This window comes from Francisella noatunensis subsp. noatunensis (assembly GCF_009823375.1).
Taxonomy (GTDB): Bacteria; Pseudomonadota; Gammaproteobacteria; order Francisellales; family Francisellaceae; genus Francisella; species Francisella noatunensis.
Map to the genome: position 1 here is coordinate 1 of NZ_WBSX01000020.1, position 19506 is coordinate 19506.

The window sequence follows — 19506 nt, forward strand, 5'->3', positions numbered from 1 at the left end:
CAATATAAATACAAAAAAGAAGGTGACTCTAAACAAGTTAAGATAAAGGATAGAGCGAGTATTTCTGAAAGACCTAGCAGTGCTAATAGAAAAAATCTTTATCACTTTGAAGGTGACACTATTGTTGGTAAAGACCATAAAAGTGCTATTGTAACAATGGTCGATAGAGCTAGCAGATTTACTATTTTAGCCAAGTCTATAGATAGAACAGCTAATTCAATCAATAGAATATTGTACAAAGTATCTAATGGTCATAAAATATTAACAGCTACATTTGATAATGGTAAAGAGTTTGCTAAACATAAGAAGCTAACTAGCAAGACTGGCATCAAAGTATTCTTTGCTGATCCATACAGTCCTTGGCAAAGAGGTACTAATGAAAACATGAATAGGTATATCAGACAATTTATACCTAAAGGTACTAACTTTAACAATATATCTCATCAATACATTAGAAAGTTACAGATAGACTTGAATAATAGACCTAAGAAATGTTTAAATTACTTGACACCTAATGAAGTACATTTTGGTATCTCTATAAACATTGAGAATACAATCTAGCATATCTAAAAAGTTAAACCATCCTCAAAGCATTGCACGTTAAGTAATTCAAGCTGTGAAAGAATAATATCAACACCAATTGTGGATAAGTTTGTTTATATCTATATGAGATTTTTGTGAAAAGTGTTGATTTACTAATTTAGTAAAGATTAGAGAAAAGCTCAAAACTATTGCTATACAATGGTTTAACAATCCAGAAAATACTTAATGATTTATTTACAGCTATTTTTTACACCCTGTGGATAAAACTGTTGATTTATTGTTAGAACTCGGTTAATTCTCTTCAATAACCTTAAAGAAAGCCTCTTGTGTAACAAGGTTTACAGAGGTGTTTTGTAATTTTATTTGATCATTTAAATCATACTTACCACTAACAGCAAGTTTTTTAGTCATCGCTAAATCTGCAATAGAAACCATTAAACGACCTTTATCTAATTTTTCAATGACTGCTGCTTGGAACTCTAAATTAGGATTCTGCATTAGATAGACTAATTTCCAATGAGAATTAGAAAAACGCTCCGTTTGCCTATTTGACTTAATAGGAATATCTACTTGAGCGATTATATTATCAACATCCTCAATACCAATCATTTGCTTATTTTCTAAGAAATTGCGTAATTGATAATGAACAAGTAAATCTAAATATCTTCTTAGAGGGCTTGTCACTTGTACATAAGAGTCTAAACCCATACCTGCGTGAACATCAGGTTCTGTAGAGTATTTACCTCTTTGGAGCTTTTTACGTGTTGCAAACATATCGGCTATCGAGTCAATATTATCTAAATCATCTTGCTCAAGATCATGCTCCGGCTGTGTCGAAAAAGGTACACAAATATTATTTTCTTTACAAAACTGTCCAATCGCAACTCCAGCCATCAGCATAGTATCACGTACCAATGTTCTTGAGTTTAAGCGTGGTAAGTCAGTTAGCTTGACATTCTTATCATTATCTAATGATATTTTTATCTCAGGAAAATCAAGTTCTACCGCTCCCTTTGCCAAACGCTTATCAGTGAAATATTTAGTATAAACCTCTATGTCTCCAAGTTCTAGAGCAGAGATATTTTCTTCAACTAACTCATAAGAATATCTAGTAACTTTTATGTTACTAAAACATATCTCAATATCATGAATATCACCTGACTCATCAAGTCTAAATCCTACTGACAAAGCTGGAGATACTTCTTGTAGGCCTAAACCTAACTTTTGTGTTGCTTGAGGTGGCAACATCGTAATTATATGCTCTGGCAAATATAAGTTAGAACCTCGCGCTCTAGCCTCAAGATCTACTTCATCGCCAAAACTAATACTAGACGATGGATCAGCTATATGAACCCACATTTTATTTTGTTGAGCATCCCAACTAATCGCATCATCAGGGTCATTACTACCCTCATCATCTATAGCATAAGCAGTCAGATGCGTTAGATCGACACGCTGACTATCTGACCCAGAATTATATTTAAATTCCGCAGAATTACTTTCTAACTCAGCACCATATCGATATAGATAAGGATTAAAGAATTCATCCCAATAACCAATATCCAAGAGTAGCTTATACGCACTATTCTCAGACTCTTCCATATTTAAGTATTTAAAGAAACGACACTTTGTACTTTTAAGTGTTGCTAAAGCCTCTATCTCTTTAAGGAACTTTGCGTCTTCAATATTAAAAGTCTTATTATTAAGACGCTCTATGAAATCATTTAGTTCTTGTTCTTTTTTGAGCTTCTCTTGTTTATCGCTAACTATTTGATTTTTTTGCTCTTGTGAATGAATATTGATAGTAAAGTCTTCATTAAAGCTAAAATACTCTCCCTCTGAAACCAAAAGCCATATAGTATAAGCTTGATTAGCTCCTACGGATTCAAAAAGAAGCTCACTTAACTCATCAATTGATGTTTGTTGTTGCTCTTGTAATAACTCCCATGTTAACTCTAACTCAGGAATTTCTAATTTCTCAAGTTTATCCAAATCAAAATCATTTTCTACAACTGTGAGTATTTGGACATTTTTTGAAGGTAATTTTATATTCTTACTATCTAAAGTTTCTATTTCTATTTTTTTATCTAATATCTCTACAACCTTTGCAGGTTTTGATTTAAAAATTACTAAGGCATTTTTGATGCTCTGATTTTCAAGTAACATAAAAAAAGTTCGGATGTTATAATGATGAGATTATAACATTCAATAGTTTATATTTTTATGCTAAATGTCTATATTATACGCAGTAGATTTATCAGAATTATAGGAAATATAGTCAAGCTAGTATCCAAGCTTTTTCATAAGATATTCCCAAAAAAAAGATTCACTCTTCCAAACTATAGCAAACCACTTATAAAAACAAACAATCAATCAAATGTCCCTAGAATTATTTGGCAAACAAACTTTACTAATAAAGTAACTCTGCCATTATATGTAAATTATTTGTTTAATCGTTTTATGGCTCCACGCTATGAGTATAGATTCATGGATAATGATGCTGCAGATAAATATATTGCCGAAAATCATCCAGAAGCTCTAAGCGCGTATAAAAAGCTAACCGTAGGAGCAGCTAAAGCAGATTTATGGAGACTATTGGCTATATACAAAAATGGTGGTCTATATATAGATATGGATGGCTGTCTTGTAGCTAGACCTGAGAACTTTTTAAAAGATAAAAATGAAATGTTTATAAAAGCTAAACATAGAAAAGAAACAGATGAGTCTAAAAAGTACTACGCAACTAACTATTTTTTCGCAGCGGCTCCAAATAATTCAAAGATTAAAGAGTACATTGATATTATCCTTAAAAATATCGAAGCTAACAGATCTGATTTAGGTGTTTGGTACTTAACAGGTCCTGGTGTGATGGAAGCAATCATGAATGATGAAAACACTACTTTTAGACATAGTAGAGAGACTTGTATACAAGGAGCTTTCACTAGTGATTATTTTCAATACATTGATAGACCAAATGCTCACTGGACAAAAACTGAAAATAAAGATATTTTAGAGTCTTAAATTACTGAATAACTTTATCTTAGATAACTAGCAAAAATCAATAATGCTAATTTTGAGAAAAATTGAATTAACTTAGAGATTATTTATCTTCTTTCTTAACAGCTATACCAAGCTCATTTAATTGCTCAAGAGAAACATTAGATGGCGCTTCTGTCATCAAACAGCTAGCTGTCTGAGTTTTAGGAAATGCTATCACATCACGAATATTTGTAGTATTTGTAAGTAGCATAATTAATCTATCCACACCAAATGCAATACCCCCATGAACCGGCGTACCATAAGATAACGCATCTAGCATAAAGCCAAACTTCTCACGAGCTTCCTCATCAGAGATACCTAATAAGTTAAATACTTTAGCCTGCATATCTTGTCTATGAATACGAATAGAACCACCACCAACTTCATAACCATTGATAACCATATCATAAGCTCTTGAAAGTAAGTTTTCTGGATCTTTAGTAAGCTCTTCAACAGTATCAACCTTAGGAGCTGTAAATGGATGATGAACAGTATATAAACGATTATCATCTTTCTCAAACATGGGAAAATCAACAACCCATAATGGTGCCCAGTCTTTAGTGAATATTTCAAAGCCTTCACCAATTTTAGCTCTTAATGCTCCCATAGAATCATTAACAATCTTAGCTTTAGCTGCACCAAAGAATAATACATCACCAACTTGAGCACCTGTTTTTTCAATCACATTGAATAGTGTCTCTTCAGAAATATTTTTCACAATCGGAGACTGTAAACCTTCTTTACCTTCAGATAGTGAGTTAATCTTGATATATGCTAAGCCTCTTGCTCCATAGATCCCAACAAACTTAGTGTACTCATCGATTTTCTTACGGCTAAGCTTATCATTACCACCTGGCACACGCATAGCTACCACACGAGCTTCTGGATCATTTGCTGGTCCTGAAAATACCTTAAACTCTTCGTTTTTCATATCTTCTTTGATATTTACAAACTCAAGAGGGATTCTAAGATCTGGCTTATCTGAACCATACTTATCCATAGCTTCTGCATAATTCATTACTTGGAATGGAGTATCAAACTTGACACCGATAGCTGCATCAAAAAGACCAGCAATCATTTTTTCCATAGTAGACATAATGAATGCTTCATCTATAAATGAAGCCTCGATATCTATCTGTGTAAACTCTGGCTGTCTATCAGCTCTCAAATCTTCATCACGAAAACATTTAACAACCTGATAATATCTATCAAAGCCCGAAACCATCAAAAGCTGTTTGAATAGCTGAGGCGATTGAGGAAGAGCATAGAACTTCCCATTAAAATTACGACTTGGTACAAGGTAGTCTCTAGCGCCCTCTGGAGTTGCTTTTGTCAAAAATGGTGTTTCGATATCTAAGAAGCCATTATTATCTAAGAAATTACGCACATATCTAATAGCTTTAGAACGTGTAATTAATTTGTTTTGCATTTCCGGACGACGTAAATCAATATAACGATACTTAAGCTTGACATCTTCACCAGTTGATTGGAAATCATCTAACTGAAACGGGATAGTTTTAGACTTATTTACAATCTCTAAATCTTCACCAATAATTTCTACTTTACCGCTAGCAAGATTTTTGTTCTCTTGACCTTCAGGGCGTAGATTCACAGTACCTGTAGCTTTGATTACATACTCACCTCTTAGGCTATCTGCTACTTTAAAAGCCTTACTCTCTGGATTAAAAACTAACTGGACTAGACCAGTTCTATCTCTAATATCTAAGAAAATAACACCACCATGATCACGGCGTCTATGCACCCAACCACAAATTGTTACTTTTTGATTTTGTAACTTCTCATTAACATCTGAACTATAATGTGTTCTCATTTAAATCAACCCTTCAAAAGTTTTTAAAAAATAAATAGACAAAATTTAATCACGATATTATAGCAAGAAATAATAGAGAAGACTAAGTTGATACAAATAAAAATTTAGATAATTATGAAAATTTAATACGCTTACAATACTAAATTAAATTTGATCAAGGCATTTACAAACTAAAGTTTATAGTAATATACTTTGTATTAACTATCTTTTTTAAACTCAAACAACTAAAAAATGGTAAATGTAGAAAATATCAAACTTGATTACTTAAGCCCAGATGACTATCAAGAACTCAAAGAGGCTATGATAGAAGTCTACAATATTAGAAACCCTTACTGGGAAAATCACCAAATAGATACTCTAATAAAGAAATTCCCGGAAGGACAAGTCGTTATAAAAATTAATGATCAGTTAGCTGGATGTGCTTTATCAATTATCGTTGACTACAAAAAATTTGGTCATAAACACACTTATAAAGAAATCACTGGAAATGATACGTTCAATACCCACGATGATGAAGGTGATGTGTTATACGGTATAGATCTATTTGTTAAGCCTGAGTTTAGAAGTATGCGTCTAGGTCGTAGACTTTATGACTACAGAAAAGATTTATGCGAAAGACTAAATTTAAAAAGCATTATTATCGGTGGCAGAATACCTGGATATCATGAATATGCTGATAAAATGACTCCTCAAGAGTATATCAACAAACTTAAAAGACAAGAACTACACGATCCTGTTTTACGCTTTCAGATGAGTAATGATTTTCAACCAATTAGAGTTGTCAAATCATATTTAGAAGGTGATACCGAATCTAATGACTTTGCAATATTACTAAAATGGACAAATATCTATTATGAAGAAGAAGCAAAAGAAGCAGCTCCTATAAAAAGAGATGTCCGTCTTGGACTAATTCAATGGCAAATGCGTCCATATAAAGGCTTAGATGAACTAATGCAACATGCTGAATACTTCGTAAATGCCGTATCCAACTATAGATCTGATTTTGCATTATTCCCAGAGTTTTTCAATGCTCCATTAATGGCTGAGAATAACCATTTATCAGAACCTGAAGCAATTAGAGAGCTTGCAAAACATACTCAAACAATTACTGATAAATTCTCAGAATTCGCTATAACTTATAACATCAATATCATTACAGGAAGTATGCCTGAAATGAAAGATGGAAAATTATATAATGTTGGCTATCTATGCCGTAGAGATGGTACTGTAGAGAAGTATGAGAAACTTCATGTAACTCCTGATGAAGCTATGGTTTGGGGACTTCAAGGTGGTGACAAGCTTGAAGTATTTGATACTGATTGCGGTAAGATTGGTATATTGATTTGCTATGATTCAGAGTTCCCTGAATTAAGTAGAATACTTGCTGAAGATGGCATGGATATTCTTTTTGTACCATTTTTGACAGATACTCAAAACGGCTTCTCAAGAGTTAGAAACTGCGCTCAAGCTAGAGCTATAGAAAACGAGTGCTATGTTGCTATAGCGGGTAGCGTGGGTAACTTACCGAATGTACACAACATGGACATCCAGTATGCTCAATCTATGGTATTCACACCTTGTGACTTTGCCTTCCCTCCTACAGGTATAAAAGCTGAAGCCACTCCAAATACTGAGATGATACTAATAGTAGATGTTGATATTAATCTACTTCGTGAATTAAATCAGTTTGGTAGTGTCAAAAATCTAAGAGATAGACGTAAAGATTTATATACTCTTAGACGAAGAAACTGATAGGATATTTATTAAAAATTAGACTCTATGACCGTATTCTCGCATATGCTTAGCAGTTCGATTATTTGTGCCATTTTTTTATCTTAATTATATTTCATAATCACTAAAATTTTCTGCATAAGCCTTAGCTTTAATCTTCTTATCTAATCTATAAAAAGCAATGCATGAGTAGACACCAATTAAAGAGACTATAGCCATATACACAAAATATAGCTGATACCCTAACACCGGGATAGGTTTCTAATAAGTATCCATTTAGTATAGGTAGTAATATATCTGGTGAAAAAGATAACATTGCTGCCACACCTATAGCTAAACCTAATATCTCTTTTGGAAAATCGCACATCTCTATAGTAGACCAATAAGTTCCTCTTGCTGCATAAGTTACTATTCCAAACAACATTACAATAGCAATAATTATCGAGGTATTGTTAAAAAACATAGGTATCGCTATAGCTGAAATACTCAATAAAAACAAAGAAATCATGATTAATAGCAAAGTTTTTAATATACAAAACTTATCAGCAAAAATTCCAGCACACATTGCACCAAAAGGCTTTGTCCAAAGTTTCAAAGCAATAATGCCTCCAACCATATAGGTCGTTAATCCAAATCCTGATTCATTTAAATAACCTGAGAAACTAAATGTTGACCAAAATACTTGATATGCACAAAAAATTATAAGTACAACATATTTAAATCTTCTAATAAATTACCTTTAACTATTCTCTCAATTTTCTTTATATCTGGACTTTGCTTGAAGCAGAACCAAAAAATTATACCGACAAAAATACAAATAGCAGAATACATTAATATGACATTTATTAAAGCTTGAGGATCTTTATCGGAAGTTTTCTTTGCGGTTATAAAATAAATATATACTGCAGCTGTTGCTAATATAGCTTCAACAAGACCTCTACCTCCCTCAAAGGCTCCAAAAAACTTACCTTGAGCATTTTTACCAGCAATGATATTTATCAGTTTCAAAGAAGCTGCAGAAAAGGATAAGCCTGTAGTTATACCCCATCCTAAATATACAAAGCATAAAGAGTAAAAAGATGGAACAGTTGAAAAATAAAAACCAATACAGCCTGTACCAATTAGAGAGAATGTAATTAGCTTTTTCATCGAAATCTTATCTGCTAACCAACCACCAGGAACATATCCCAAGAAAAATGATAAGCCCAATATTGAATACAAATTACCCAATTGAAAAATACTTATATTAAAGGTTGCAAGCATTTGATCCTGAAAGTTTTGCCTAAGATAAACTATTGGATATATAACTCCTCCTGCTAATATTAATAACAGAAGTTCTAATGTTTTTTGTCTGCCCATTTTAATACCCTCGAAATAGAGACTATAAAAAGAGATATAGATTTAAGCCTTATCTCCATACGCTTGTATATGCTTAGCTATTCGCTGATGTGTTCGATACATGCTATGGTTTTGCATTTTTTCTCTATACTTACTCGCTGGTACTGTTAATCCTACGGCTTCGGCAACCTCTCTAATCAAAGCAGGACTTGCCCCACAACAGACTCCTAAATAATTAACCCCAAAATCATAAGCCTCTTTAGCAAACTCTCTAATCTCGTAACGATTACAAAACAGCGGATCTAATGCTGTAGGGAATGGTCTACCATGTGGTGATGAGCAACTACAACTATTATTATCTGGTAGATTAAAAAATGTTGGATGATCATCTGTTGTCCTATATGGAACAGGTAACGCTGCAACATGGCATTTAACGGCTTTACGAATATCTTTGAGATATGGAAGCATTGTCTGAGGACCTCTAAAACAATTTAAGCCTACGACATCTGCTCCTAATTGCTCTAGCTCTTTACACATATCAACAATTGACCAGCCATCTAACATCACGTTTTGACCCATTGGAGCTATTGTTAAAACTGCTGGTAAGCCAGATTTTTTGATTACTTCAACGGCCTTAAATGCTTCCTCAGCATAGGAAAATGTTTCTCCTATTATCATATCAGCACCTTCTTCAACTGCCCAAGTCACCATCTCATCAAACATTCTCTCAACTTCTAGCTAAGCCTTTCTATCTCCTTGCTTCCAAATATTTGAGTTGCAAATATACCCGCCATCAAATTTGGCTAAACTCCTTTAGGAGCAGAATCAGCAACTTTTTTAGCGATTCTAAGAGCTTGTCTATTCAAATCCTCTATAATATGCTCCTGCCCTGCTACTTTAAGCTTTTCTCTATGCGCATAATAGGTTAAAGCCTCTACTACATCAGAACCTGCATGCTGAAACTCTCTATGTAATCCTTCTACAATCTCTGGATATCTAAAACTACTGTTGGCACAAATTCACCTGATGCCAAGAATCAGCGTCTTTCTAATTCAAAAATAAAACCTTCTGCACAGATAACTGGACCTTTATTTAAACGTTCTATCAAACCTTCTTTTTCTTTAATACTCATTTTTATACTCCTCTTAGTCTTTAAACCACATATAAAAAATGATAAATTGTAGCATTTATTTAAAAATTAAGGCTTTTTTGGAAAGGTTTTAGAAAAACTATTTCAAAAAAACCATCTGCAAAAGCGGATGGTCTATAAATGAATATCAAAGACAACAAACTACGCTTTAGCAGAATTTATAAAGCGCTCGCAAGTTGATACATTAAATCAGCGCTATAAGACCAAGTTACACGATTCTAAAAATAAGAACAACCTTTTACAGTAAAAAAATAATAGGAAATAAGTAGCAAACGATAAACATACTTATATAAAACTTTGTAAACTATATTTAGCTTCCAAAAACTCATAAATACCATCATCAGACCCTTCTCTACCAAGACCTGATTGCTTAACCCCACCGAATGGTGCTTTTTCATTTGAGATAGCTCCTGAATTTATACCTACCATTCCATAAGCTAAAGCATTTCTCACTCTTCTAATCTGATTCATATCACTACTGAAGAAATAGCTTGCTAAACCATACTTAGTATTATTGGCTCTTTGGATAACTTCATCTTCAGACTCAAAACTAAAAATAGCTATAACTGGTCCAAAGGTCTCTTCGCAACTGATAACCATACTATCCTGCATATTATCTAAGATAGTAGGCTCATAAAAGTTACCCCCCAAATTTTGATTTACTTTACCGCCACAAACTAGCTTCGCTCCGTTGTCTAAAGCATTATCAACATGAGACTGTACTTTCTCGACAGCTGCGGCATTAATCAAAGGCCCTACTTTAATACCTTCATCTAAACCATTACCTTGCTTAAGATCAAGAACAGCTGACTTCAATCTAGCAATAAAATCTTCTTTTATAGACTGATGAACAAAAACACGATTTGGAGCCACACATACTTGACCAGCATTTCTTATTTTCGATGCTAGCAAACCTTCAATAGCCTTTTCGATATTAGCGCTTTTAAAGACTATAAATGGTGCATTACCTCCCAGCTCTAGAGAAACTTTCTTAACAGTATCCGCTGCTTGCTGCATTAGAAGTTTGCCAACTCTTGTTGATCCTGTAAAAGTGATTTTTCTAACTAAATTACTCTTCTGAAATTCATGACCTATGACCTTTGAATCACCACATACTATCTGTAAAAGATTCTCATCAGCTCCAACCTCTATAAAAAGTTCGCGCGCAGCAAAAGCTGTCAAAGGCGTTAACTCAGAAGGTTTGACAATGACACTACATCCAGCAGCTATTGCAGGAGCTGCCTTACGAGTAATCATCGCAAGAGGAAAATTCCAAGGTGTAATTGCAGCAACCACACCAACAGGATAATAGTCCACCCTCCCCTCAGAATTACTAATATTTGGATCAAAAATACGTGAATCTATTCTTTTTGCCTTTTCTGCATACCACTTGATAAAGCTAGCTCCATATAGAACTTCTATTTTTGCTTCAGCGAGAGGCTTACCACTCTCTAGTGTGATAATCTCTGCTAAATCATCAGAATTTTCTATTATCAAATCAAACCATTTTTCTAATAACTTCGATTTTTCGCTTGAAGGAATATTTTTAAATATATTTTGTGCATGTTTAGCTACTAGAATACTATCCTCAACATACTCTGACGATTTCTCTTCTAAACGACAAATTGACTTATTTGTAGCAGGATTAACTACATCAAAACTTTTTGCACCAGAAAAAGAGTATTTATCTATCACTTTTTTTAGAAGCTTGTTAGACATATTTGCCTCCTAGTTTTATATTGCTTGAATAGCTGTTATCGCAATTGTATAAGTTATATCATCTACAGTTGCACCTCTAGATAAATCATTAACAGGCTTATTTATACCTTGTAACACAGGTCCTATACTTAATACATTTGCACTTCGTTGGACTGCTTTATAGACAGTGTTACCTGTGTTCAAATCAGGGAATATTAGTACAGTAGCTTTACCTGCAACTGGACTATTTGGAGCTTTTTTCTTTGCGACACTCTCGATCATAGCAGCATCATATTGAAGTGGTCCATCTACCAATAAATCAGGAGCACTTTGTTTAAGTAGCTCTGTAGCTTTACGCACCTTTTCAACTTGAACTCCAGAGCCTGATGAACCTGTACTATAACTAATCATCGCAACACGAGGCTCAATGCCAAACTTCTTAGCGGATTCGGCACTTTGTATTGCGATGTCAACTAACTGCTCTGCTGTAGGATCTTGATTAACAGCGCAATCTCCGAATACTATAACTTCATCAGGCATACACATAAAAAACACTGATGATACTAGTGATGAGTTTGGCTTAGTTTTGACTAATTGTAATGCTGGTCTAAGAACATCTGCAGTAGTATGCTCAGCACCAGACACTAATCCATCAACTTCACCCAAATAAAGCATAAGTGTTGCTACAACTATTGGATCTTTTAGCGCATCTCGAGCCATACTTTCAGACAAACCTTTATGCTTTCTAAGCTCCATCAATGTTTTTAGGTATTTTGCCGCAGCCTCATCGACAACAGTTACAACTTCGATACTCTCAGGTAAACTAAAACCGTTCATCTCAGCCACTTTAAATATTTTATCTCTATCTCCAATAAGTACACACTCAGCCAAACCTTGCTCATGACAGTTTTTAGCTGCCTGTAAAGTTCTTGACTCATAACTCTCTGGTAAAATAATTCTCTTTTTGGCTTTTCGAGCCATCTTCAAAAGATGATATCTAAATGCTGGAGGCGACATAACTTGATGCTCAGTGATATCTGACGTAATAGATCTAACTATTGTGTCTCTGTCTAATGATGAAGATATTACTTCTTTGACTTTTTGAATACGCTCTTTATCATCAATTGCTATTCCCATTAGATCAATACTTGCCAGTTTTAAAATTGTATTTACACTTTTATTTTTTGTTGTCAGAATTGCCAATCCTGCTTTCTTAGCAGTTTCTACACATAGCTCTCTAACTTTACTATCAAGATATTCTTCCGCTGTTAAAATAATACCTGCTATCTTCATACCATTTTTTGCAGCCAAGCAAACTGTTACTAATATATCAGATCGATCAGCAGCAGTTATAATCAAAGAATTTGGAGTCAAATCACTTATAAAATTATCAACTCCTCTTGAACACATCATTACTCTATCAACTCGAGCTTCTAAACCAACTTCTGATATATGATTTAGCTTAAGAATATTTTTGATATCTAATATCCTTGGTGAGGTTCTTTCCTTATCCCACTCAATCACATCCAAAAGAGCTAATCCTTTTTGTTTAAATACTGATAATTCTTTAAGCTCATCTATACCCACATGTTGCTGCTTATCATAAGTAATATCCTCTTCAGTCAAGCTAAAACTAACTCTTCCATCATCGTCATAAGGTGCGTTTAATTTTGTAATTACAGCACCCATAATATTAATCTGCCTTGGTAAACTACGCATAGCATAATCAAGTTCATCGTTGATATCATTTATAGGTTTATTACCATGGTATGAGACTATTATTACTTCCGAGCCAAGAGCTTTTATGATCTCTATATTCAACTCATCAACAATCGCATTTAATGGATATAACCTATGGTAGTTATTACCTTGTCTAAACAATCCAGATATTACAGCGAAATCTGAATCTTGGCATTTTTCATAGAACTTACTTAGAACTATCTTAACATAGTCTTTTACACGATTATTAAGCAAATATGATTCTATTTGCTCGATACTCATATCCATATTGTAAATAGGATGAAATGAGTCAACTTTTAATCCTTTCTGCTGTAATGCATATACCACACTACTTGCCAAAATTCTAAGACCAGTATGTTTTGATGTCGGAAGGATAAGTATTGATTTTTTCATAGCAAACTCTTATATCAAATTTTGTGTTTCTTGAGCTATCATTAGCTCTTCATTAGTTGCAATAACCATTATATTATGACTATTCTTAGCATTTATAAATGTTTCTGATTCCACATTTTTAGCATCATCTATCTCAAAACTTATATTCGCTAACTTAGAAACTAAACTTTTGCGAATATTAGTGGCATTCTCACCAATGCCTCCTGTGAAAACCAATCCATCAAACTCTTTAAAATAAATCATATAACTACCAACAAACTTGGCAATCCTATGGCAAAATATTTCAATAGCTAGCTTAGCTAGTTTATCGCCATTATCAGCAAGCTCAGAAACCTCTCGCATATCACTATGACCACAGATTCCTAATAGACCACTTTTTTTATTTAGCATATTTGTGATATCTACAATACTCCAGCCAAGATTATCTGAAATATACGCAAAAACACTAGGGTCTATACAGCCAGAACGAGTTCCCATGACAAGTCCATCTAACGGAGTAAGTCCCATACTTGTATCAATGCTTTTACCATTAACAACAGCTGTGATACTACAACCATTGCCTAAGTGAGCAACTATCACATTGGCAACATCTTTATTTAATATTTTCGCAGCCTGTTGAGAAACATATTTATGTGAAGTTCCATGGGCACCATATTTACGTATATTATGCTCACACGTTAGCTCTCTAGGTATCGCATATTCTGCAACATACTCAGGCATAGTTTGATGAAATGCTGTATCAAATACTGCTACTTGAGGTAAGTTAGGGAATATTTGCTGACAAAATAGTACCCCCTCAATATGTGCTGGATTATGTAAAGGTGCTAGAGGTATACAATCTTTTATCTTCTGTAATGAATCTTTGTCTATAATTACAGATTTTGAAAAATACTGACCTCCATGAACCACCCTATGACCAATCGCAGAAATTTTTTCTAAATAATTATTTTCTACTAAAAAATCTTTTAAAAGCTCAAATATATCTTTGTACTCACCATTTTCTATATGCTTCTGAACTTTCTGTTGAGTTTTAAAAGTTATCTTACAGTTGCTAGCTCCAATATTTTCTGCAAGACCTGTAACAAGTGATTTTGAAGTTTGGGGATTCATTAGTGCAAATTTGACTGATGAACTTCCACAGTTTAAGACTAATATGTATGACATAAATCAAATGAAAAAATAAAATAAGAAGTAGCTATATTATATAACAATATAGCGGGTAGTGACAGTTAGTGCACTATATTTTAATATGGTTCTATATATGACTAGAATGGTATATCATCATCAAAATTTGATGAATTAATCTCAGCAAAATCTGGCATTTTATCCTGCTTTGGTGCAGGCTGTTGATTATGTTGGGGATAATTATTATTCGGCTGCTGATTAAAATTCGGATTGGGATTATTTTGATAGTTTGAACTCCCTTGAGAATTACCTCCGGCAACAAATTGGAAATTACTAGCAACAACTTCCGTTGTATATTGCATATTACCATTTTTGTCTTGCCATTTGTTAGTACGAAGTCTACCTTCTATAAAAAGTTGTGTTCCTTTATTTGCATATCTTTGAATTGCCTCTGCAGACTTACCAAAAACAACTACTCTATGCCATTCTGTAGTTATATTTTCACCCATACCATCATTAGTAGCGATACTTAATGTTGCTACAGTAGTATCATTTTGCGTAGTTCTAACTTCTGGATCATTACCCAATCTACCTAACAAAATAACCTTATTAACTGTTCCTTTGGCCATTTCTAACTCCTATATTTTTAAACTTTCTAATACTAAATCTTACAGTAAAAAAGTTTGAAAATAAAACTTATCTACTTAAATTTCCCCACTAATTGCAAAATTTATCTCATCAAAATTAAAGCCATTATACAAAAGATAATTAACTGCTTTTTGGTAAACAGCTGTATTTACAATTCTTCGCTTGCCTCGATATTTAGAAATTTCACTTATTATAAATACTCGTGCAAACCTGTCATCAGACAGCCATTTATGCTTCTCAAACTCATCCAAAAGCGTAACTATTTCGTCATTTGAAATATTCTCACGGGCTGTAAGTTTATCAAAAAGTTGTTTACGTGAATAATCTTGTTTAGCTAGCAGATATAATAGATAATTTTTTTCTTTAGATAAGCTCATCTTGAGTAGCTTGTTCTGAAGCTTGCTTTGATTTAGACTGCTTTGATTTAGATTCTGGTTGTACTTGCTCTTGTACAGCATATTTCTGAGGCAATAGAAGTTGCAATAACGCTTTTTCTATCTCATCACGCTCAAGAGTGTTTTCTTTTAGGTACTCTTTTGACTTTTCTTTACCTTGGCCAATTTTTTTACCTTTATAACTATACCAAGCCCCAGACTTCTCTATAATCTCATGTTTAGCACCAAGATCTATAAGTTCTGCCTCAAGAGATATTCCCTCTCCATAAATAAGCTCAAAATCTGCTTGCTTGAATGGAGGTGCTACTTTGTTTTTGACAATCTTAACTTTTATCTCATTACCACTAACATCAACACCATCTTTAATTGCGCCACCTTTTCTAACTTCTAACCTTACAGAAGCATAGAATTTAAGAGCATTACCACCAGTAGTAGTTTCAGGATTACCAAACATTACTCCGATCTTCATACGTATTTGGTTAATAAACATTACCAAAGTATTTGAGCGTTTGATATTTGCTGTTAATTTTCTAAGAGCTTGTGACATCAGTCTTGCTTGAAGACCCATATGAGAATCACCCATATCACCTTCAATCTCGGCTTTAGGTGTAAGTGCTGCAACAGAGTCTATGACAACGATATCAACACCTCCTGAGCGAACTAGCATATCTGCAACCTCTAAGGCTTGCTCACCAGTATCTGGTTGAGAAACTATTAGATTATCGACATCCACCCCCAAAAGTTTAGCGTATTTAGGATCTAATGCATGCTCTGCATCAACAAATACTGCTGTGCCACCTTGCTTTTGACATTGAGCAATTGCTAAAAGAGTAAGAGTTGTCTTACCTGATGACTCATGTCCATATATTTCAATAATACGTCCCTTAGGGTATCCACCTATCCCTAATGCGACATCAAGAGCAATAATCCCTGAAGGAATAACATCTATATCATGAGCAGTCTCTTGATCGCCTAATCTCATGATAGAACCTTTACCAAACTGCTTCTCAATTTGAGAGAGTGCGGACTCTAGAGCTTTTTCTTTACTCATAACTAACTAAAACTCCTATAAATCTTAGTGTTGCTTACTATCAGCAGGCTTTTCTAAAGAATCTTGGTACATAGCATCAAAATTCACAGCAGATAAACATAGCTGAGGGAAGCCTCCACTGCTGACTAAATCAGAAATAGCTTCACGTGCGTAATGATACAGAATATTAGGACAAAATGCTTTTTTTGCATGCTCAATTTGAGCCTCTTGCATATTTGATACTGTGAAAATTCCTGCTTGCTTTACTTCTGCTTCAAAAGCAACTATACCTTCATTTTTAACCTTGACTTCAAGAGTCAGAATACTTTCATAAGTGTTTTCTTCTGGAAGATTGATCGCTTCTATTTTTAAATCAGTGTGTAGCTCTGGCTTCCATGCTGTAGTCCATATTTTATCCGAGTTAGGAGCAGAGAAAGACATATCTTTTACATAAACTTTCTGAATTTGAAACTGAGGTTGTGCTTGCTGATCCATTCTATGATCCTTAATAATTTTTATAATTTTTCTTATTTTGACAATGATTTAACAGGGTAGCTTGCTTGTAGCCATGCTGCTAAACCACCTTTAAGTACAAAAACTTGTTCAAAACCTTCTTTACGCAACCCTTGCATCGCTTTTTCTGGATTATCGCCGTATATAACTATAGGTTTAGACTTATACTTAGCTAGCTTATTCTGCTTTTGAGCTATCTCTTCTAGCTTAATATTATGCGCTCCAACAATATGCGCTTTAGCAAAACTTTCTTGGTCTCTTGTGTCTAAGTATACTCCCTTACCTCTATTAACAGTGATTACAGCATCTGCTACTGATAACGTATACTGAGCTTTCTTAGTTTGTGTAAACTCAAACACAATATAGATAGCTAATAATAATATAAACGACAAACAAAACAGTAAGTTCTGTGATACAAAATAGCCCAAATTTTCCATGATTTAAATTTTCTTTTTTCAATTAATTACTTATATCTAAACTAAGATTATACATAGCTTTATAGTTAAAAAAAAGCGACTTTTAGATGTTAGTAAGTTTAAAAGAGTTTTAGAAAAAAGATATTGAATTATTTGTAGAATCGAATTTATTGCATTTTAGCAATAACATCTTTAGTAACGCTGATACTATCAACGTTATATAAACTCATTTCAGCAGGTAAGATAGCATCTAATTGCTTATCTTTAGCTACTTGAGCAGAAGCTTTAGTTAAAGCATCTTTAAATGCATCTGCATCATCAGAAGCCATCTTTTGAACCTGATTCATCAAGTTCTGATATTCTCTCATTGCTTTTTCAAGATCAGCTTGAGCTTGTTGCTTATCCTGAGTTTCTGCTTTTTCAGCTGTCTGAGCATCTTTAGTATCACCTTTGGCATCATCTGCTTGAACATCATCTTTCTCTTCAGTATAAGAGTTTACTTTTTGCTGTAAAGCTGTGATGTTTTGCTTAAGTTGATCCATCTGTGGCTTAAGCTTCTTCTCATCAGCAGTAACTTTTGCCTTACCTAAAGGTGAAGTCTCAAATATATCTTGAACGTTAGCGAAACCCACACCACCAGCCATAGCAGTAGTTGCAGATACCATTAGACCACCAGCAATCATCGCACCTAATATAGTCTTTTTCATAATTTCTATTCCTTAGTTATGTTTAGTTTAGAAAACTTAGTATAATATCGATTATAATCATGGTTATCAGATGTTTCAACACCTAATGTATTTATTTTAGACTAAAGCTTGTTTCTGAAAGTGCCCTATAATAAATACTATTACCAAGCTTATTTGACACTGCTGTCAAAAAATCTAATGGCTGCGTGTAATCAACGATATCTAAACTATTAAACTTATCGCGCTTAAGTTGATTAATCGAAGCAAAGCCATCAATTAGTCCCATCCTTTATGCTTGAATACCACTAAAAGGCTCTCCTGAGAATGTTGTATCCATAGCCTTATCTTTCAATCTATCACCTCTTGATTGCTCAACAGCTGTTATAAACACTTGAGCGTCTCATCTAAAAGCTTATTAAATTGTGCTGTTTGCTCCGGCCTTTCTGGATAAAAAGGATCTAAAAAGTCCTTATTAGAGCCTGATGTATATGTCCTACGCTCTATACCTAGCTTGTCCATAAGCCCAGTAAAGCCAAAACCACTGCCTATAACTCCTATAGAACCTACTATAGTCATTTTATTAGCATAGATCTCTTTTGCACCTGCTGCAATATAGTACCCCCCACTTGCACAAACATCTGTACATACGGCATACATAGGGATATTTGGATATTTCTTCTGCAGATATCTCATATGAGAATATATCTCATCAGACTGTACAGGTGAGCCTCCTGGGCTATTTATCTCAACAATCACGCCTTTAACTGCCTTGGTAGCATAAGCATCATCTAGACTTTTATTAATTCTTTCTGCATTCGCCTCAGCATCTTCGGCTATTACACCCTCAATTTTAACTAATCCTATATGAGATGTAAGCTCCTTTGATGAGCTAAATAAGCCAGGAATAATTATAACTAAGACAACCAAGATAATTATAGATCTAGTAAAAAATTTCCAACGCCTCTTGCTTTTAATATCCGCTAGATTGTATTCTCAATGTTTATAGAGATACCAAAATGTACTTCATTAGGTGTCAAGTAATTTAAACATTTCTTAGGTCTATTATTCAAGTCTATCTGTAACTTTCTAATGTATTGATGAGATATATTGTTAAAGTTAGTACCTTTAGGTATAAATTGTCTGATATACCTATTCATGTTTTCATTAGTACCTCTTTGCCAAGGACTGTATGGATCAGCAAAGAATACTTTGATGCCAGTCTTGCTAGTT

The 19506-nt window shown here is 33.9% G+C and carries 19 protein-coding genes and 1 pseudogene; 3 read left to right on the top strand and 17 right to left on the bottom strand.

Annotation, left to right across the window (positions count from 1 at the left end):
• On the top strand, positions 1 to 561 hold a 561-nt coding region (locus tag F8C69_RS03040; RefSeq protein ID WP_159183759.1), incomplete at its 5' end, for an IS30 family transposase.
• A 273-nt stretch (positions 562 to 834) separates the two neighbouring features.
• Here the strand turns inward: F8C69_RS03040 and F8C69_RS03045 are convergent.
• Positions 835 to 2709, bottom strand: coding sequence for a ribonuclease catalytic domain-containing protein (locus F8C69_RS03045; protein WP_159184144.1), 1875 nt, complete (start codon positions 2707 to 2709; stop codon positions 835 to 837).
• 279 nt (positions 2710 to 2988) lie between these two features.
• Here F8C69_RS03045 and F8C69_RS03050 point away from each other — a divergent pair, with 279 nt between their 5' ends.
• Positions 2989 to 3564, top strand: a complete 576-nt coding sequence (locus tag F8C69_RS03050; RefSeq protein ID WP_234393246.1) for a glycosyltransferase family 32 protein — start codon at positions 2989 to 2991, stop codon at positions 3562 to 3564.
• Positions 3565 to 3643: 79 nt separating this feature from the next.
• Here the strand turns inward: F8C69_RS03050 and aspS are convergent, their stop codons facing one another.
• The gene (aspS, locus tag F8C69_RS03055; RefSeq protein WP_159184146.1) at positions 3644 to 5413 is read right to left on the bottom strand and encodes an aspartate--tRNA ligase; all 1770 of its coding nucleotides are present in this window, start codon (positions 5411 to 5413) and stop codon (positions 3644 to 3646) included.
• 231 nt (positions 5414 to 5644) lie between these two features.
• On the opposite strand from aspS, the gene F8C69_RS03060 reads away from it, so the two are divergent.
• On the top strand, positions 5645 to 7165 hold the full coding sequence (locus tag F8C69_RS03060) for a carbon-nitrogen hydrolase family protein (RefSeq protein ID WP_159184147.1): 1521 nt from the start codon (positions 5645 to 5647) through the stop codon (positions 7163 to 7165).
• 148 nt (positions 7166 to 7313) lie between these two features.
• Here F8C69_RS03060 and F8C69_RS10490 read toward each other — a convergent pair whose 3' ends face one another.
• The 15 genes and pseudogenes from F8C69_RS10490 to F8C69_RS03125 form a co-directional block, all read right to left on the bottom strand.
• Positions 7314 to 7760, bottom strand: a complete 447-nt coding sequence (locus F8C69_RS10490) for an MFS transporter (protein ID WP_234384228.1) — start codon at positions 7758 to 7760, stop codon at positions 7314 to 7316.
• Between the two features lie 83 nt (positions 7761 to 7843).
• Positions 7844 to 8503: an MFS transporter gene (locus tag F8C69_RS10495; RefSeq protein WP_234384227.1), complete on the bottom strand. Its 660-nt coding sequence runs from the start codon at positions 8501 to 8503 to the stop codon at positions 7844 to 7846.
• Between the two features lie 42 nt (positions 8504 to 8545).
• A complete protein-coding gene (locus tag F8C69_RS03070; RefSeq protein ID WP_252988795.1) occupies positions 8546 to 9205 on the bottom strand; it encodes a homocysteine S-methyltransferase family protein in 660 nt (219 codons plus the stop codon).
• A gap of 80 nt (positions 9206 to 9285) precedes the next feature.
• Positions 9286 to 9501: a homocysteine S-methyltransferase family protein gene (locus tag F8C69_RS11015; RefSeq protein WP_307838293.1), complete on the bottom strand. Its 216-nt coding sequence runs from the start codon at positions 9499 to 9501 to the stop codon at positions 9286 to 9288.
• Positions 9502 to 9917: 416 nt separating this feature from the next.
• Positions 9918 to 11351, bottom strand: a complete 1434-nt coding sequence (locus F8C69_RS03075; protein WP_159184148.1) for an NAD-dependent succinate-semialdehyde dehydrogenase — start codon at positions 11349 to 11351, stop codon at positions 9918 to 9920.
• Between the two features lie 15 nt (positions 11352 to 11366).
• A complete protein-coding gene (pta, locus tag F8C69_RS03080) occupies positions 11367 to 13463 on the bottom strand; it encodes a phosphate acetyltransferase (protein ID WP_159184149.1) in 2097 nt (698 codons plus the stop codon).
• 9 nt (positions 13464 to 13472) lie between these two features.
• Positions 13473 to 14627 carry an acetate/propionate family kinase gene (locus F8C69_RS03085; RefSeq protein WP_159184150.1) on the bottom strand — a complete coding sequence of 385 codons (1155 nt, stop codon included), beginning with the start codon at positions 14625 to 14627 and terminating at the stop codon, positions 13473 to 13475.
• A 101-nt stretch (positions 14628 to 14728) separates the two neighbouring features.
• The gene (locus F8C69_RS03090) at positions 14729 to 15217 is read right to left on the bottom strand and encodes a single-stranded DNA-binding protein (protein ID WP_159184151.1); all 489 of its coding nucleotides are present in this window, start codon (positions 15215 to 15217) and stop codon (positions 14729 to 14731) included.
• A 75-nt stretch (positions 15218 to 15292) separates the two neighbouring features.
• On the bottom strand, positions 15293 to 15613 hold the full coding sequence (locus tag F8C69_RS03095) for a regulatory protein RecX (RefSeq protein WP_159184152.1): 321 nt from the start codon (positions 15611 to 15613) through the stop codon (positions 15293 to 15295).
• A complete protein-coding gene (gene recA, locus F8C69_RS03100; RefSeq protein WP_159184153.1) occupies positions 15600 to 16682 on the bottom strand; it encodes a recombinase RecA in 1083 nt (360 codons plus the stop codon). Before recA ends, F8C69_RS03095 begins: the two co-directional genes overlap by 14 nt.
• A 24-nt stretch (positions 16683 to 16706) precedes the next feature.
• Positions 16707 to 17156, bottom strand: coding sequence for a protein-export chaperone SecB (gene secB, locus F8C69_RS03105; RefSeq protein WP_159184154.1), 450 nt, complete (start codon positions 17154 to 17156; stop codon positions 16707 to 16709).
• 32 nt (positions 17157 to 17188) lie between these two features.
• Positions 17189 to 17611: a rhodanese-like domain-containing protein gene (locus F8C69_RS03110; protein WP_159184155.1), complete on the bottom strand. Its 423-nt coding sequence runs from the start codon at positions 17609 to 17611 to the stop codon at positions 17189 to 17191.
• 146 nt (positions 17612 to 17757) lie between these two features.
• Positions 17758 to 18297: an OmpH family outer membrane protein gene (locus F8C69_RS03115; protein WP_159184156.1), complete on the bottom strand. Its 540-nt coding sequence runs from the start codon at positions 18295 to 18297 to the stop codon at positions 17758 to 17760.
• Positions 18298 to 18388: 91 nt separating this feature from the next.
• Positions 18389 to 19212: pseudogene (locus F8C69_RS03120) on the bottom strand (S49 family peptidase).
• 44 nt (positions 19213 to 19256) lie between these two features.
• Positions 19257 to 19506: IS30 family transposase (locus F8C69_RS03125; protein ID WP_159183763.1), on the bottom strand; the 250-nt coding region annotated here is incomplete at its 5' end.

Coding starts and splice junctions, on each gene's coding strand:
- F8C69_RS03045 (WP_159184144.1), bottom strand. CDS start 2,709: ATGTTACTTGAAAATCAGAGCATCAAAAATGCCTTAGTAATTTTTAAA.
- aspS (WP_159184146.1), bottom strand. CDS start 5,413: ATGAGAACACATTATAGTTCAGATGTTAATGAGAAGTTACAAAATCAA.
- F8C69_RS03060 (WP_159184147.1), top strand. CDS start 5,645: ATGGTAAATGTAGAAAATATCAAACTTGATTACTTAAGCCCAGATGAC.
- F8C69_RS10490 (WP_234384228.1), bottom strand. CDS start 7,760: ATGGTTGGAGGCATTATTGCTTTGAAACTTTGGACAAAGCCTTTTGGT.
- F8C69_RS10495 (WP_234384227.1), bottom strand. CDS start 8,503: ATGGGCAGACAAAAAACATTAGAACTTCTGTTATTAATATTAGCAGGA.
- F8C69_RS03070 (WP_252988795.1), bottom strand. CDS start 9,205: ATGTTTGATGAGATGGTGACTTGGGCAGTTGAAGAAGGTGCTGATATG.
- F8C69_RS03075 (WP_159184148.1), bottom strand. CDS start 11,351: ATGTCTAACAAGCTTCTAAAAAAAGTGATAGATAAATACTCTTTTTCT.
- pta (WP_159184149.1), bottom strand. CDS start 13,463: ATGAAAAAATCAATACTTATCCTTCCGACATCAAAACATACTGGTCTT.
- F8C69_RS03085 (WP_159184150.1), bottom strand. CDS start 14,627: ATGTCATACATATTAGTCTTAAACTGTGGAAGTTCATCAGTCAAATTT.
- F8C69_RS03090 (WP_159184151.1), bottom strand. CDS start 15,217: ATGGCCAAAGGAACAGTTAATAAGGTTATTTTGTTAGGTAGATTGGGT.
- F8C69_RS03095 (WP_159184152.1), bottom strand. CDS start 15,613: ATGAGCTTATCTAAAGAAAAAAATTATCTATTATATCTGCTAGCTAAA.
- recA (WP_159184153.1), bottom strand. CDS start 16,682: ATGAGTAAAGAAAAAGCTCTAGAGTCCGCACTCTCTCAAATTGAGAAG.
- secB (WP_159184154.1), bottom strand. CDS start 17,156: ATGGATCAGCAAGCACAACCTCAGTTTCAAATTCAGAAAGTTTATGTA.
- F8C69_RS03110 (WP_159184155.1), bottom strand. CDS start 17,611: ATGGAAAATTTGGGCTATTTTGTATCACAGAACTTACTGTTTTGTTTG.
- F8C69_RS03115 (WP_159184156.1), bottom strand. CDS start 18,297: ATGAAAAAGACTATATTAGGTGCGATGATTGCTGGTGGTCTAATGGTA.